The organism is Micromonospora zingiberis (assembly GCF_004331455.1).
Lineage (GTDB): Bacteria > Actinomycetota > Actinomycetes > Mycobacteriales > Micromonosporaceae > Micromonospora > Micromonospora zingiberis.
The window spans coordinates 490,519-505,681 of record NZ_SJJR01000002.1; the positions used below are offsets into that span (position 1 = coordinate 490,519).

Annotated in this window: 15 protein-coding genes; 8 read left to right on the forward strand and 7 right to left on the reverse strand. The window is 73.1% G+C overall.

What is annotated here, in order from left to right; all coding sequences use genetic code 11:
- Positions 1 to 19: 19 nt before the first annotated feature.
- The 6 genes from E0H26_RS05245 to ahcY all read left to right on the forward strand — a co-directional run bounded on the left by E0H26_RS05245 (position 20) and on the right by ahcY (position 6,778).
- The gene (locus E0H26_RS05245) at positions 20 to 1,399 is read left to right on the forward strand and encodes a phosphomannomutase/phosphoglucomutase (RefSeq protein ID WP_131301364.1); all 1,380 of its coding nucleotides are present in this window, start codon (positions 20 to 22) and stop codon (positions 1,397 to 1,399) included.
- Positions 1,400 to 1,461: 62 nt separating this feature from the next.
- Positions 1,462 to 1,644, forward strand: a complete 183-nt coding sequence (locus tag E0H26_RS05250) for a Trm112 family protein (protein WP_013731721.1) — start codon at positions 1,462 to 1,464, stop codon at positions 1,642 to 1,644.
- Complete coding sequence (locus E0H26_RS05255) at positions 1,641 to 2,837, forward strand: SIS domain-containing protein (protein ID WP_131301366.1); 1,197 nt, start codon at positions 1,641 to 1,643, stop codon at positions 2,835 to 2,837. The genes E0H26_RS05250 and E0H26_RS05255 overlap by 4 nt, the downstream gene beginning before the upstream one ends.
- Before the next feature lie 16 nt (positions 2,838 to 2,853).
- Positions 2,854 to 3,807, forward strand: a complete 954-nt coding sequence (locus tag E0H26_RS05260; protein WP_131301368.1) for a cation diffusion facilitator family transporter — start codon at positions 2,854 to 2,856, stop codon at positions 3,805 to 3,807.
- Between the two features lie 3 nt (positions 3,808 to 3,810).
- Entirely contained in the window at positions 3,811 to 4,974 is a 1,164-nt protein-coding gene (gene manA / locus E0H26_RS05265; protein WP_131301370.1) for a mannose-6-phosphate isomerase, class I, read from the forward strand.
- A gap of 304 nt (positions 4,975 to 5,278) precedes the next feature.
- Positions 5,279 to 6,778, forward strand: coding sequence for an adenosylhomocysteinase (gene ahcY, locus E0H26_RS05270; RefSeq protein ID WP_131301372.1), 1,500 nt, complete (start codon positions 5,279 to 5,281; stop codon positions 6,776 to 6,778).
- A 105-nt stretch (positions 6,779 to 6,883) separates the two neighbouring features.
- On the opposite strand, the gene E0H26_RS29135 is transcribed toward ahcY, so the two are convergent.
- On the reverse strand, positions 6,884 to 7,042 hold the full coding sequence (locus tag E0H26_RS29135) for a hypothetical protein (RefSeq protein ID WP_165521751.1): 159 nt from the start codon (positions 7,040 to 7,042) through the stop codon (positions 6,884 to 6,886).
- Positions 7,039 to 8,091 (reverse strand): RDD family protein, encoded by a 1,053-nt coding sequence (locus tag E0H26_RS05275; protein ID WP_131301374.1) that lies wholly within the window; start codon positions 8,089 to 8,091, stop codon positions 7,039 to 7,041. Before E0H26_RS05275 ends, E0H26_RS29135 begins: the two co-directional genes overlap by 4 nt.
- Before the next feature lie 44 nt (positions 8,092 to 8,135).
- On the opposite strand from E0H26_RS05275, the gene E0H26_RS05280 reads away from it, so the two are divergent.
- Positions 8,136 to 9,089: a stage II sporulation protein M gene (locus E0H26_RS05280; protein ID WP_131301376.1), complete on the forward strand. Its 954-nt coding sequence runs from the start codon at positions 8,136 to 8,138 to the stop codon at positions 9,087 to 9,089.
- Between the two features lie 53 nt (positions 9,090 to 9,142).
- Here E0H26_RS05280 and E0H26_RS05285 read toward each other — a convergent pair whose 3' ends face one another.
- Genes E0H26_RS05285 through E0H26_RS05305 form a run of 5 tightly spaced genes read right to left on the reverse strand, consistent with a single transcriptional unit; the run spans position 9,143 to position 14,250 of the window.
- Entirely contained in the window at positions 9,143 to 10,453 is a 1,311-nt protein-coding gene (locus E0H26_RS05285; protein WP_131301378.1) for a DUF58 domain-containing protein, read from the reverse strand.
- A complete protein-coding gene (locus tag E0H26_RS05290) occupies positions 10,450 to 11,436 on the reverse strand; it encodes an AAA family ATPase (protein WP_206024878.1) in 987 nt (328 codons plus the stop codon). Before E0H26_RS05290 ends, E0H26_RS05285 begins: the two co-directional genes overlap by 4 nt.
- Positions 11,433 to 12,794: a DUF4350 domain-containing protein gene (locus E0H26_RS05295; RefSeq protein ID WP_206024880.1), complete on the reverse strand. Its 1,362-nt coding sequence runs from the start codon at positions 12,792 to 12,794 to the stop codon at positions 11,433 to 11,435. The genes E0H26_RS05290 and E0H26_RS05295 overlap by 4 nt, the downstream gene beginning before the upstream one ends.
- Positions 12,791 to 13,408 (reverse strand): DUF4129 domain-containing protein, encoded by a 618-nt coding sequence (locus E0H26_RS05300; RefSeq protein WP_131301380.1) that lies wholly within the window; start codon positions 13,406 to 13,408, stop codon positions 12,791 to 12,793. The genes E0H26_RS05295 and E0H26_RS05300 overlap by 4 nt, the downstream gene beginning before the upstream one ends.
- On the reverse strand, positions 13,405 to 14,250 hold the full coding sequence (locus E0H26_RS05305; protein ID WP_131301382.1) for a hypothetical protein: 846 nt from the start codon (positions 14,248 to 14,250) through the stop codon (positions 13,405 to 13,407). Before E0H26_RS05305 ends, E0H26_RS05300 begins: the two co-directional genes overlap by 4 nt.
- A 213-nt stretch (positions 14,251 to 14,463) precedes the next feature.
- Here E0H26_RS05305 and mtrA point away from each other — a divergent pair, with 213 nt between their 5' ends.
- Positions 14,464 to 15,153 (forward strand): MtrAB system response regulator MtrA, encoded by a 690-nt coding sequence (gene mtrA, locus E0H26_RS05310; protein WP_013731734.1) that lies wholly within the window; start codon positions 14,464 to 14,466, stop codon positions 15,151 to 15,153.
- Positions 15,154 to 15,163: the final 10 nt, after the last annotated feature.

Sequence of the window (15,163 nt, forward strand, 5' to 3'; positions counted from 1 at the left end):
CAGTCGAGGAGTGGAACCGGTGTCTGATCTGTCCCAGATCGTCAAGGCGTACGACGTCCGCGGGACGGTGCCGCAGCAGTGGGACGAAACTGTTGCCGGAGCCCTGGGCTCAGCCTTCGCCCAGATGCTCGACGCCACCGGTGAGGTGGGCAAGGCCGTCCTGATCGGGCACGACATGCGGGCCTCCGGCCCGGGGCTGGCCGCCGCCTTCGCCGCCGGGGTGCGCGCCGAGGGGCGGCCGGTGATCGAGATCGGGCTCGCCTCGACCGACATGATCTACTACGCCTCCGGTTCGCTCGGTCTGCCGGGGGCGATGTTCACCGCCAGTCACAACCCGGCGCAGTACAACGGCATCAAGATGTGCCACGCGGGCGCCCGCCCGGTCGGACAGGACAGCGGGCTGGCCGAGGTCCGTGAGCGGGCGCAGGCCCTGCTCGACAAGGGCGAGCCGGCCGGCGAGCCGACCGCACCGGTGCACCGGCGGGACCTGCTGGCCGACTACGCGGCGCACCTGCGCACGCTGGTGGACCTGTCCGACATCCGGCCGCTGACGGTGGTGGTGGACGCCGGCAACGGCATGGCCGGGCACACGGTGCCCAGCGTGCTCGGCGACGCCGCGTTGACGGCCCTGCCGCTGCGGATCGTGCCGTTGTACTTCGAGTTGGACGGTACGTTCCCCAACCACGAGGCCAACCCGCTGGACCCGGCAAACCTGGTCGACCTGCAACGCGCGGTGGTGGCGCACGGCGCGGACATCGGCCTGGCGTTCGACGGCGACGCCGATCGCTGCTTCGTGATCGACGAGCGTGGTGAGCCGGTGTCGCCGTCGGCGATCACCGCGCTGGTCGCGGCCCGGGAGTTGGCCAAGCACCCCGGATCGACGGTCATCCACAACCTGATCACCTCCAGGGCGGTGCCGGAGATCATCCGCGAGCACGGTGGTGAGCCGCTGGTGGCCCGGGTCGGGCACTCGTTCATCAAGGCGGAGATGGCGCGTACCAACGCGGTCTTCGGTGGCGAGCACTCCGCCCACTACTACTTCCGGGACTTCTGGTTCGCGGACACCGGCATGTTGGCGGCGATGCACACGCTGGCCGCGCTCGGCGAGCAGTCGCTGCCGCTGTCCGCGCTGGCCGCCGAGTACGAGCGGTACGTCGCCTCTGGTGAGATCAACTCCACCGTGGCGGATCAGGCGGCCAAGGTAGCCGAGGTGCGGGCCGCCTACCCGGATGCCGAGGCCGACGAGATGGACGGTCTCACCCTGCGCTTCCCGGACGGGGCGTGGTTCAACCTGCGTGCCTCGAACACCGAGCCGTTGCTGCGGCTCAATGTCGAGGCGCCCACTGCGCAGCGAATGACCTCGCTGCGCGACGACGTGCTCGACCGGGTGCGCCGATAAGATCGCACGCGCCGTTCGGTGTCGCCGATCGGTGAAGCCGCATACGTGGAAGGAGCCGCGACGTGGCCCTCGACCCGCAGTTGCTGGAAATCCTCGCCTGCCCGGACACCCACCATGCCCCGCTGGATTACGACGCGCAGGCGCAGACGCTGACCTGCACCGAGTGCGGCCGGATCTTCGAGGTCCGCGACGACGTACCGGTGCTGCTGCTGGACGAGGCGCGCGGCCCCGCGGAGCGGTCGTGATCGACGGAACGGCCGGAGTCAGCGGCCACCGTCACGCCGACGAGCAGTTGCTCGACGACCCGCAGGCGCTGGCCGAGCGGGACCCGGGCGGCATGCTGCGGCACACCGCCTCGGCGGGCGCACAGGTCCGCGAGTCCGCCGCGCTGGCCGCCGAGGCGAACCTCGCCGTACTCGCCGACGACGGGCGGCCCCGGGCGGTCGTCATCGCCGGCATCGGCACCGCCGGACGTACCGGTGACGTGCTGGCCACCGTCGCCGGGCCGCGTTGCCCGGTGCCGGTCATCGCGCACCGCAGCGCGGGGGTGCCGGGCTGGGTCGGCGCGGCCGACGTGGTCATCGCGGTCAGCGCCTCCGGCCGCAGCCCGGAGGCGCTCGGCGCGGCCGAGGCCGCCCACCGGCGGGGTGCCCGCCTGGTGGCCGTGGGCCCGGCCGATTCGCAGTTGCAGTCGGTGGCCGAACGGGCTCGCGCCCCGTTCATCCCGGTGCCCCGCCGGGCGCCGGCCCGGGCCAGCCTCTGGGGGCTGACCGTGCCGGTTCTGCTCGCCGCCCGGGCGCTCGGCCTGGTGAAGGTCAACGAGGCGGACCTCGCCGAGACGGCGGCCCGGCTGGACGCCGACGCGGACCGCTGCCGTCCCACCGCGGAGTCCTTCGTCAATCCGGCGAAATCCCTGGCGCTCGGTCTGGCCGGCTCCATTCCGATCGTGTGGGGTTCGTCGCCGCTGGCCTCGGTCGCGGCTCGCCGCTTCGGTGACACCCTGTCGGCCAATGCCCGGTACCCGGTGGTCACCGGGGCGCTCGGCGAGGCGGGCCGGGGGCGGGTCGGTCTGCTCGACGGTGTCTTCGGCGGCCTCGCTGAGGGGGAGCGGGACATCTTCGCCGATCCGGAGGAGTCGGGGGACGACGGCACCCGGTTGCGGCTGGTGCTGCTGCGTGACGGTGGCCTGAACGCCGAGGACGACGCCGACGAGCCCCTCGCGGTCGAGGAACGACGCGCCGACGCGGTGCAGACCCTCGCCGAGCGGCGGGGCGTACGGTGCGACGTGGTGACCGCCGAGGGTGGTTCGGCGTTGGAGCGGCTGGCCTCCCTGGTGGCGGTGCCGGACTTCGCGTCGATCTACCTGGCGTTGGCGCACGGACTGGATCCGATGGCCGTGCCGGCGATCACGGAGATGAAGGAGTTGGCCAACCAGTGACCGGCGGAGCGGCGGCGTGAGCGCCGAGGGCGGTACCCGGGCGATCGTCGCCGCGTTGCTGGCCAACCTCGGCATCGCGGTGACGAAGTTCGTGGCGTACCTGCTGACGATGTCGTCGTCGATGCTGGCCGAGTCGATCCACTCGGTCGCCGACTCGGGTAACCAGGCGCTGCTGCTGCTCGGTGGTCGGCGGGCGCGGCGGGCGGCCACCCCGCAGCACCCCTTCGGCTACGGCCGGGAGCGCTACGTCTACGCGTTCATCGTCGCGATCGTGCTGTTCAGCCTGGGTGGGCTGTTCGCGCTCTACGAGGCGTGGCACAAGTGGTCCGACCCGCACGGGATCACCAGTTGGCAGTGGGTGCCGGTGACCGTGCTGCTGGTGGCGGTGGTGCTGGAGTCGTTCTCCTTCCGTACCGCGATCAAGGAGTCCAACCTGGTCCGGGGCCGCGAGTCCTGGACCAGGTTCATCCGCCGGTCCAAGGCGCCGGAACTGCCCGTGGTGCTGCTGGAGGACTTCGGCGCCCTGGTCGGTCTGCTCTTCGCGTTGTTCGGCGTGGGGCTGACGCTGATCACCGGCGACGGCCGGTGGGACGCGGCGGGCACCGCGATGATCGGTCTGCTGCTGGTCACGATCGCGATCGTGCTCGCCGTGGAGACCAAGAGTCTGCTGCTCGGGGAGGGCGCCGAGCCGGCGGAGATCGCGGCCATCGAGCGGGCCGTCGCCGCCGGGCCGGAGGTCGAGCGGATCATCCACATGAAGACGCTCTACCTCGGCCCGGAGGAGCTGATGGTGGCCGCGAAGATCGCGGTGTCCCGGTGCGAGACGGCCGAGGAACTGGCGCGCGGCATCGACGCGGTGGAGGCACGGATCCGTGCCGCGCTGCCGGTCGCCCGGGTGATCTATCTCGAACCCGACATCTACCATGCTGAGGCCGGGCCGGTGGAGGCGTCCGGTCGATCGGGGAGCTGACCGGTGGAACTGCTGTACGGACCGATCAAGGACTACGCGTGGGGGTCCCGCTCGGCCATCGCCGAGTTGCAGGGCCGCCCGGTGCCGAGCGATGGGCCGGAGGCTGAGCTGTGGTTGGGGGCGCATCCGGGCGCGCCGGCCATCGTCGAACGGGACGGTGACCGGGTCGCCCTGACCGATGTGCTCGCCGCCGACCCCGGCGACTGGCTCGGTCAGCGGGTGGTCGACCGATTCGGGGCGCGGCTGCCGTTCCTGCTCAAGGTGCTGGCTGCGGCGGCCCCGCTGAGCCTGCAGGCCCATCCGGACGCGGAGCAGGCCCGGGCGGGTTTCGCCACCGACGGTGCCCGCAGCGATGGACACCGCAACTACGTCGACCCGTTCCACAAGCCGGAGCTGCTGGTGGCGCTCGGGCCGATGGAGGCGCTGTGCGGGTTCCGCGATCCGGCAGTCTCGGCCGAGGTGTTGGCCGGGCTCGGCGTACCGGAGTTGCGGCCGGTGCTCGACGCGCTCGCCGCCGGTCCGACCGGGCTGGCCGAGGCGGTACGCCTGCTGCTGGTCTGGCCGGCGGCGGAGCGCGCCGGGCTGGTGGCGGCGGTGCGGGCGGCGGCGGTGGCCGGGCCGGACGCGGAGTTGGTCGCGCTGCTGGCGCAGGCGTATCCGGCCGATCCGGGGGTGGTGGTGGCGTTGCTGCTCAACCGGGTACGGCTGGCTGCCGGCGAGGCCATCTGGATGCCGGCCGGGAATCTGCACGCCTACCTGCGGGGCACCGGTGTGGAGGTGATGGCGGCCAGTGACAACGTGTTGCGGGGCGGATTGACGCAGAAGCACGTGGACGTGGCCGAACTGCTCCGGGTGCTCCGTTTCGAGGTGCTCGACCAGCCGGTGGTGTCGCCCCGGGCGGTCGCGGACGGGGTGGTGACCTGGCCGGTCCCGGTGCCGGATTTCGCGTTGCACCGGGTGACGGTGGACGGGGCGCGGCCCGAGGTGACCCTGGCGGTGCCGGGGCCGTGGGTGGTGTTGTGCACGTCCGGGCGGGTCGACGTCGCCGACCTCGTGACGCCGGTGACGCTCGGGCCCGGCCAGGCGGCGGTCGGGGCGGCCGCCGGGAAGTCACTCACGGTCAGCGGCCTGGGTGAGGTGTACGTCGCCTCGCCGGGACTGCTCTGACTCGCTCGCCGTACTGCGCTGACTCGCACGACGGGCCTGTCCGCCGACTGGCAAGTCCGACTTTTCCGGAATAGCTTGACTCGACCTCTGCTCAGTGTGACTCTATGAGTGCGCAGCGTTATCGCGACGAAGGTCCGAGAACGCGCGGGGGAACCAAACCGGGGGGATGCGCGGGGCGGACGGTAATGGGTGGCAACACCTGTGACCGGCCGCCCCGTGCGCTGTCCGCAACCACTCCAACCGTGATCGGGCGGCGCGCGTAAGGTGGGAGGTTGCGCAGCACCATCGTCCGACAGGAGCATTCATGACCAGCACCCTCCCGGCGTCCGCCAGCGGCACGTCGTCCGAGGCCCGGCCGCGCACCCTCGCCGAAGGCGACTACAGGGTGGCGGATCTGTCGCTCGCCGAGTTCGGGCGCAAGGAGATCCGCCTCGCGGAGCACGAAATGCCCGGCCTGATGGCGATCCGCCGCGAGTTCGCCGACGCGCAGCCCCTCGCGGGCGCGCGGATCACCGGTTCGCTGCACATGACGATCCAGACCGCTGTCCTGATCGAGACCCTGGTCGCGCTCGGCGCGCAGGTCCGCTGGGCATCGTGCAACATCTTCTCCACCCAGGACCACGCCGCCGCCGCGATCGTCGTCGGCCCCGAGGGCACCGTGGACGCCCCGTCCGGTGTGCCGGTGTACGCGTGGAAGGGCGAGACGCTCGAAGAGTACTGGTGGTGCACCGAGCAGGTGCTCGACTGGCCCGACGGGCAGGGCCCGAACATGATCCTCGACGACGGTGGCGATGCCACCCTGCTCGTCCACAAGGGCGCCGAGTTCGAGAAGGCCGGCGCGGTGCCGCCGGTGGAGTCCGCCGACTCCGAGGAGTACGCGGTCATCCTCGGCCTGCTGCACCGCACGCTGGCCGAGGACGGTCAGCGGTGGACCCGGATCGCCGCCAGCATCAAGGGCGTCACCGAGGAGACCACCACCGGCGTGCACCGGCTCTACGAGATGCACCGCGCCGGCACCCTGCTCTTCCCGGCGATCAACGTCAACGACTCGGTGACCAAGAGCAAGTTCGACAACAAGTACGGCTGCCGGCACTCGCTGATCGACGGCATCAACCGCGCCACCGACGTGCTGATCGGCGGCAAGATGGCGGTCGTGCTCGGCTACGGCGATGTGGGCAAGGGCTGCGCCGAGTCGCTGCGCGGCCAGGGCGCCCGGGTCGTGGTGACCGAGGTCGACCCGATCTGCGCGCTCCAGGCGGCGATGGACGGCTACCAGGTCGCCACGCTGGACGACGTGGTCGAGATCGCGGACATCTTCATCACCGCCACCGGCTGCTTCGACGTCATCACCAACGAGCACATGGCCCGGATGAAGCACCAGGCGATCGTCGGCAACATCGGCCACTTCGACAACGAGATCGACATGGCCGGCCTGGCCAAGCGCTCGGACGTCACCCGGGAGAACATCAAGCCGCAGGTCGACCTCTGGAAGTTCGACGACGGCCACGCGATCATCGTGCTCTCCGAGGGCCGGCTGCTGAACCTGGGCAACGCCACCGGGCACCCGAGCTTCGTGATGTCGAACTCGTTCGCCAACCAGACGATCGCCCAGATCGAGCTCTTCACCAAGACCGACGAGTACCCGATCGGCGTGTACGTGCTGCCGAAGCACCTGGACGAGAAGGTCGCCCGGCTGCACCTGGCCGCGCTCGGCGCCAAGCTCTCCACGCTGAGTGCGGAGCAGGCCGCCTACCTCGGCGTCGCCGTCGAGGGCCCGTTCAAGCCGGACCACTACCGCTACTGACCGACCGGCGAACCGGGCCGGCCCTGCGAGGGTCGGCCCGGTTCGGCTTTTTCGCCCAGGCCAGCGGTGCGTCCCGCCGGGCGTCGTCGCGGGGCGGCCCGCAGGTCAGTGCGGGCGATCACGGCGGCGGGTGGGGCGGACCCAGGTCCAGACGCACCAGACCAACCAGCCCACCGACACCAGCGCCGCCAGGGTACGCAGCCGCAGCGCGCTGAGCAGCAGCACCACCGCGAGTACCGCCAGCCACGGCCCGAAACCTCTCACCACTGCCTCCCCGGTGTCCGTTCGACGCCGGCAGGTGGCGTCGCGTGCGTGTCAGTCTGCGCCGGCTCCGCCGGCCGTACCCGGGCGGCCGGCACCGGCGGCCGTACGCCGGTCAACTCGCCCGGCCCGGGCGGCGGTGGCGCGGCCGGGGCTGGCCCGACGGTCACCGGTTCGGCCGGCCGTTCGGCCGTGGCCGGGCCGAGTTGCGGCCACAGCGCCGTAGCCAGCCCGCGTTCACCGGCGAGCCGCTGACGGGCCCGTCGGTGCCGCTCGCCGAGGACGGCGGCCAGGTAGGCCGCCTCCGACAGCCCGGGTGGTGGGGCTGGGGTGATCGCCGCGCCGACCTCCCGCCACAGCCGCCGGGCCAGGTCGCTGCGTGCCGGCTCGGCGAACCGGTGGTACCGGGTCAGGTACTGCCGGGTGGCCAGCGCCAGGCCCGGCTCCAACCGGCTCAGATCCAGCGTGTACGCCCAGCCACTCAGCGCCGGTGCCGGGGCCGGCACCGGGCGCCACCTCGTCGCGGTGCGGGTATGGACGACCAGCGTGCCCGCCACCAGGTCACCGAGCCGGCGACCCCGGGCGTCGGTCAACATCACGGTGGTGCCGGCCACCCAGGACAACAGCGGCAGCACCAGGCCCGGCCACTCTACGGCGACCCCGACCAGCGCCCGGGTCAGCGACTGACGCAGACCGACCGGGGCCCCGTCGAGGCTCACCACCCGCAACCCGACCGCCGCCTTCCCCGGCGTGCGCCCCTGGTTGAACCGTTCGCCGCACACGGGGTAGCCGACCAGCAGCAGGACGACCCCGAGGGTGAGCAACGCCCGCTCCGTCGCCGCGTCGATGACGCCGTACGGCAGGCTGGCCAGGGTCAGCCCGACGCTCAGCGCGAGCAGCAGGCCGAGCACCAGCTGAATCAGTACGTCGACCAGCAACGCGAGCACCCGGGAGCCGAGCCGGGCGACCCGTACGTCCAACTCCACGGCCTCACCGCTGACCAGACCGGCGTCGCCCCAGGCCGGGGCGGTCCACCGTGCTGCTGTGCTCACCCGGACAGTGAACACTATGATCGCGCGGACGGGGGTGGCTGGCGGTGGATCTCGACGCGTACGTCGCGGAGTACGGCGGGGAGTGGCGGCGGCTGAGTCAGCTCTGCGACCGGCGACACCTCGACGCCGCCGAGGTCGACGAGCTGGTCGCGCTCTACCAACGGGCCACCACCCACCTGTCGGTGCTGCGCAGCCGCTCACCCGATCCGGCGCTGCTGGGCGAACTCTCCCAGGTGGTGCTCCGGGCCCGGGCCCGGCTCACCAGCCGACCACGGCCGTCGTGGGCGACGGTGCGCACGTTTCTGCTGGTCGGCTTCCCCGGGGCGGTCTGGCGGGCGGCGCCGTGGTGGTGCGCGGTGGCGAGCGCCTTCACCCTGCTCACCTTCACGCTGATGGGGTTCGTCGCGGACAACCCGGAGACCGCTGCGGCCTTCATCGGCGACGAGGAGGCCGCGCATCTCGTCGAGTCCGGATTCGCCGGTTACTACACGGAGTTCTCCGCGCCGACGTTCGCCTTCCACCTCTGGACACACAACGCCTGGCTGGCGGCCAAGTGCCTGGCGGCGGGGGTGCTCATCGTCCCGGTCGGCTACCTGCTCTGGCAGAACGTGGTGAACATCGGAGTGGTCGGCGGGGTGATGGTCTCCTACGGCCGCGCGGACGTCTTCTTCGGCCTGATCACCCCGCACGGGTTGCTTGAGTTGACCGGGGTGTTCGTGGCCGCCGGAGTGGGGCTGCGGATCGGCTGGGCGTGGATCGCGCCGCCGGAGCAGCTGACCCGAGGACAGGCGGTGGCCCGGGCGGGACGCGACGGCATCCTGGTCGCCCTCGGCCTGGTCGCGATCTTCGCGGTCGCGGCGCTGATCGAGGCGTTCGTCACGCCCGCGCCCCTGCCGGCGGCGGTGCGCATCGCCGTCGGCGCCACCGCGTGGCTGGCCTTCCTGGCCTACGTCGTGCTGTGGGGCTCCCGGGCCAGGGTCACCGCCGCCGACCAGTGACTCGCCGCCAGCGCGTCGGGAGCCGTTGGCACCTCGATCTCGGGCGGCCTGGGTCAGAGCCGGCCGGTGGCCTTGAGGTGGAGGTAGGCATCGGCCAGGGCGGGAGCCAGTCGGGGCGCGGGAACGTCGACGACGGCCACGCCGTGGCGGGCCAGGATCGCCGCCAGGCGGTCACGTTCGGCCAACGTACGCCAGGCAGCGGCGGCGCCGTAGGCGTCTCCCGGGTGGCGGGGCGGCGCGCTGGTGAGCGCGGCCAGCACCGGATCCTGGGACGTCGCCACCAGCACCCGGTGCCGGGCGGTGAGCCGGGGCAGCACGGGCAGCAGTCCCGCGCCGAGCGCACCGGGTTCCAGCGCGGTGAGCAACACCACCAGGCTGCGCGGGCGGTGGCGGCGCAGCAACTCGCCCGCGATCAGGTGGAAGTCGGTCTCCACCAGCGCGGGTTGCAGCGGGGCGAGGGCAAAGGCCAGCCGTGGCCACTGGGCCGGGCGTTCGGCCCCGATGACCGACGCACGCGGCGCGGCATCGGCGGCGAGTACGTCCACCCGGTCACCGGCCCGCGCCGCCAGGGCGGTGAGCAGCAGCGCCGCGTCGATCGAGGTGTCCAGGCGCGGCTCGTCACCGAGTCGTACGGCCGACGTACGTCCGGTGTCCAGCACGCAGACCAGCCGCCGGTCCCGTTCCGGTCGCCAGGTGCGCACCAGCACCTCGGCCCGGCGGGCGCTGGCCCGCCAGTCGATGGAACGCACGTCGTCACCGGGCACGTAGTCGTGCAGGGTGTCGAACTCGGTGCCCGCGCCGCGCCCCTGGCCGACCTGCGTTCCGTCGAGCACCCGCAGCCTCGACAGCTTCTCCGGCAGGTGCCGACGCGAGTCGAAGCGGGGCAGTACGCGCAGCGTCCACGGCGGGGTGGGCGGCTGGCCGGTGCGCTGCCGGAACGCCAGCCCGAGCGGCCCGAGTGAGCGGACCGTCAGCGCCACCGCCGGCCGGTCGCCCCGGCGGGTCGGGGTGAGCCGGCTGGGCAGGGCCACGCTGTCACCGGGGGCCACCTGCACGACGCGGCCGGGTGGCACGTCCGGTCGGGCCCCGGCCGACGGCACCCACGCGTCGCGGAGTTGGGCGCGCAGCGTACGGCCGGCGGCGTTGTGCAGGTGCAGCGTGACCGTGGCGGTCTCGCCGAGCCGCACGGACCGTTCGCCGTCGCGTTCGACGGTGAGTGCCCGCAGTGGTGCGGCCAACCCGAAATCCAGGGCACACAGCAGCAGGACCGCGCCGGTCATCACCGCCACCGCGACGAACGGTGCGGGCCAGGCGGGCAGGGTCAGCGCACCGGCCGCGAGCAGCGCCGCCGCCCGCCAGGTCATCGTGGTGCCGGCACGGTGGCCAACACCGTGTCCAGTACGGCGTCCACCCCGACGCCCTCCAGTTCGGCCTCCGGGCGCAACCGCAGCCGGTGCCGCAGGGTGGGCCGCGCCATCGCCTTCACGTCGTCGGGCACCACGTGATCGCGCCCGGCCAGCCAGGCCCACGCCTTGGCGGTGCCGAGCAGCGCCGTCGCTCCGCGTGGCGAGGCACCGAGTTCGAGCGCGGGCGTGGCGCGGGTGGCCCGGCACAGGTCGACGACGTAGCCGAACAGCGGCTCGGCGACGTGGACCCGACCGACCGCCGCGCGGGCCACGGCGAGGTCGGCCGCACCGGCCACCGGGCGTACCCCGGCGGCGGTCAGGTCCCGGGGATCGAAGCCGGCGTGGTGGGCGCGGAGGACACCCAACTCCTCCTCACGGGCGGGTAACGGCACGGTGAGCTTGAGCAGGAACCGGTCCAGCTGGGCCTCGGGCAGCGGGTAGGTGCCCTCGTACTCCACCGGGTTCTGGGTGGCGGCGACGATGAACGGGTCGGGCAGCGGATGCTGCTCGCCCTCGATGGTGACCTGTCGTTCCTCCATCACCTCCAGCAGGGCGGACTGGGTCTTCGGCGGGGTCCGGTTGATCTCGTCGGCGAGCAGCAGGTTGGTGAAGACCGGTCCCTGTCGGAAGGTGAAGGCCGCGGTACGCGAGTCGAAGATCATCGAACCGGTGACGTCGCCCGGCATCAGGTCGGGCGTGAACTGCACCCGCCGGGTCGTCAGGTCGAGCGCCGCGCCGACGGTGCGCACCAGGAGGGTCTTGGCCACCCCGGGTACGCCCTCCAGCAGCACGTGACCGCGGCAGAGCAAGGCGATGATCAGCCCGGTGACCACCCCGTCCTGCCCGACGACCGCCTTGGCCACCTCGGCGCGCAACCGGTGCAGCGCGGCCCGGCTGGGGTCGGTGGCCAGCGGGTCGGTGATCGTGGCGGGTCGGGTCACCGGGTGTCTCCTTCGGTTCGGGGCAGCGGCGGCCGGGTGCCGGACGGGTGCGGGTCGCGCGCCGCACGGTCCAGGTCACTGGCCAGTTCCAGCAGTTCGTGGTCGGTGCCGGGGGCATCGCCGGCGAGCAACTCGCGAACCGTGTCCGGGTGTTCGCCGGTGTCGGCGGCCACGACGGCGGCGACGTCGGCGGATGGGGCGTCGGCCGGCAGGTGCAGTCGGTTTCCCAGCCGGGCCTTCGCGGCGGCCCGGAGCACCTCGGCGGTGCTCCGGTGTGCCTTGGCCTGTTGGTAGAGCCGGGCGCGGCCGAGCACCGTCTCCGCGGCCGAAACGGTCACCGGCAGCGGTTCCGGGGTGGGCGGACCGAAACGCCGGGCCCGTGCCGCGGCGATCAGCAGCGCCGCCAGGGCGAGCTGCGCCAGCAGCGCCCAGAACCAGGGCGGAAAGGCCGACCAGAGCGGGTTGGCGTGTTGCTCCCGGCCCGGTCCGCCGGAGCCGGACGCGTTGCCGTCCGGCTGGTCGTGGGGGGTCGGGGCGGCGCCGTCGCCGGTGCCGAGGTCGTCCTGGTCGTCACCGGGTTCGCCATAGGTGTCGTCGTCCGGCTCGGGCGGCGGCGGGGCGGGGACGGCGCTGGGCGTGGGCGGTGCCGGTGCCGGCCCGTCGAGGTCGAGCCAGAGCACCCGTCCGGTGGTGGCGAGCAGACCGGTGGCGAAGCGTTGGTTGTCCCACTCGCCGATCCGGCCGTTGCGGAACGGGTCGCTGGCGCCCACCACGACGCTTTCGGTCGGGCCGGGCACCCGGGCCAGCCCGGCGGAGTAGCAGAGGTCCGCAGAGCCGGGTGTGCCGGTGGGGGCGTACCGCTGCCGGGTGACGGCGGCTGTCGCGCCGGTGACCTCGGTCAGCGCGCAGGGGCCGGTGCGGTGCGGGTCGACGGCCTGGGCCGCCCACCGCCGGCCCGCCGGGCGCAGCGGTATTCCGGCGGCAGCCAGCACCCGCCGGGGCGGATCGACCAGCACCAGCCGGGTGTGACCGGGCAGCAGGCCCAGGTAGTCGACGGTCTGCGGGTGCAGCAACTCCGGCGCCGGGACGAACAGGGTGGCCGGGCCGGACCGGGTGGCCCGCAGCGCCGCAAGGGTGTCGGTCTCCCGTCGTACCTCGACGCCCCGCCCGGCCAGGCTCGCGGCCAGCCGACGGCCGCCGTCGTCGCCGGTCGCCAGCGGGGACAGGAAGCCGGCATCGGTCTGGTCCGGCTGGTCGATCGTGCGGGTCACCAGCGTGGTGACGATCATCAGGGCGCTCACCAGCACCGGAATCATGATCCGGTGGCGGCGCCGCTGCCGTACGCCCGATCCGCTCACCGCGCCAGCTCCCCAGCCCCGTCCGGTGCGCCGCGGCCGTCCGGGGTGGTCTCGGGTAGCTCGGTGAGCAGGCGTCGCAGCCCGACGGCGTGCTCGCGCATCCGGTGGTCGTGGTCGGCTGTGGCGGGCCGCTGGGCGTACCACACCTGCGCGAAGATGGTCGCGGCGCCGGTGAGGGGTGGTCCGGCCGGTGGGCGACTGGCGGTGGCCGCCGTGACGATCTCGGTGACCGTCATGCCGGGCCGGACCCGCACCACGTCGCGGTCGGCCAGGTCGCGGACCATGCCGCGCAGCCGCTCCCGGACCGCCTCGTCGTAGCGCCCCTCGGCGGCCAACCGGTCGGCCAGCGCGGCGCTCGGTGCGGGCGATTCGGTCGGTTGCGGGGGCGGGGCGCCGGACGGGTCGGCGGTGCCGGCGGTGGCCGGGCGGGGCGACCGGGCGGGGCGTCGGCGCCGCCGAGGCCGGGGTATCCGGCGGGGCACCCAGGCGGGATAGGTGTACCAGGCGGCGGCGACCAGTGCCGTGAACAGCACCAGCAGCAGCGCGACCAGGGGGAGCGGGAGATGGTCGCCGAGCGCGGCGGTGGCCTCGGTCCACCATCGACTGAAGCTCATCCACGCACCGCCAACAGGGCGGCCTGCGGTGCGCCGACGGGCGCCCGGGAGAGGTGGATGTCCAGCCCTTCGGTGCGGATCCGGGTCTCCAGGTGCAGCACCGCATCCAGGCAGGCCAGGGCCGCGTAGGCGACCGTGTTCACGGCCGCCCACATCAGCATCGCGATCGGGACGGCCCAGCCGGCCGCGATCAGGTCCAGCGCGGACAGCCCGGTGAGCAGACCCCAGGCGAGGCCGACCCGGAGAATCCACCAGACGAGGTAGCCGAGCAGCCGCAGGGCGGCGGCGCGACCGTCGACGCGTAGCGCGAGGGTGACGGAGCGAGTAAGCGCACGCAGTGGCGGGAGCCGGTCCAGTGCCAGTGCCGGGGCGACCGCGCCGAGCAGCGCGAAGCCGACGAACCAGGCCGGGCCGAGCAGCGAGGCGAGGACCACGGTGGCGCCGACGACCGGGCAGAGCAGCAGGGTGGCGCCCCAGCGGGCACCGCCGGGGCGGAGCAGGTCCCGGGTGGCGATCCGGCGACCGACCAGGGCGCTGCCGGCCGCGCGGGCGGCCGGGTTGCCGAGCAACATGATGATCATTGCCTCGCTCGCCGCGCCGATGGCGAGCAGGAGCAGGAAGGGCGCGAGGCCGTTCAGCGAGGGGGCCCACCACAGTGGCGGATTGGCGCCGACGGCGGTCCGCAGGGGCAGCAGGAGGACCTGTTCGACGACGGCGAGCGCGCCGGCCAGGGGGAGCAGTGCCCCCGCGTGCTCCCGCAGCAACAGCACGGCGGAGTCGAGCAGTTCACCGACGGTGAGCGGCCGGCCGGGGAGTACGGCGGTCGGGCCTGCGTGGGGCACGCGCACTCCTGTCGAAGGCGAGGGCGGTGGCGCGCGGCGGCGCGGCCAGGGATCATGTTGACACGCGCGGGTGGCACAGGTGCAGTCCCGGCCGGCGGGGCGGCTCGTGTGAGCGTGTACCTGCTGGTGTTGGGCACGGCGCGGGTCCCGGCAGTAGCGTGCCGGGGAGGCGCCCGAACCCCCTGAACTGAACGGGATGGAAACATTAACCCCATGAGAGCCCGGGTACTGGTGGTCGACGACGACCCTGCGCTCGCCGAGATGCTCGGCATCGTCCTGCGCAGCGAGGGTTTCATGCCCTCCTTCGTGGCGGACGGAGAACGGGCATTGGCCGCGTTCCGCGACAATCGACCCGATATCGTCCTGCTCGACCTCATGCTGCCCGGAATGAGCGGCATCGACGTGGCGCGGGCGATTCGGGCTGAATCGGGCGTACCGATAGTGATGCTGACCGCCAAGAGCGACACCGTCGACGTGGTACTCGGCCTGGAGTCCGGGGCCGACGACTACGTGGTGAAGCCGTTCAAGCCCAAGGAACTGGTGGCCCGCATGCGGGCCCGGTTGCGGCGGGGCGAGGACGCGGCGCCGGAACTGCTCACCATCGGTCCGCCGGGCAACCAGATCGCCATCGACGTGCCGGCGCACACCGTCAGCCGCAACGGCGAGGAGGTGAAGCTGACCCCGTTGGAGTTCGACCTGCTGGTGGCGCTGGCCCGTAAGCCGCGCCAGGTCTTCACCCGGGAGGTCCTGCTGGAACAGGTCTGGGGCTACCGGCACGCGGCCGACACCCGTCTGGTCAACGTGCACGTGCAGCGACTCCGGGCCAAGATCGAGCCGGATCCGGAGCGGCCGGAAATCATCCTGACCGTGCGGGGCGTGGGCTACAAGGCGGGTACCGGATAGCCTGGTCACA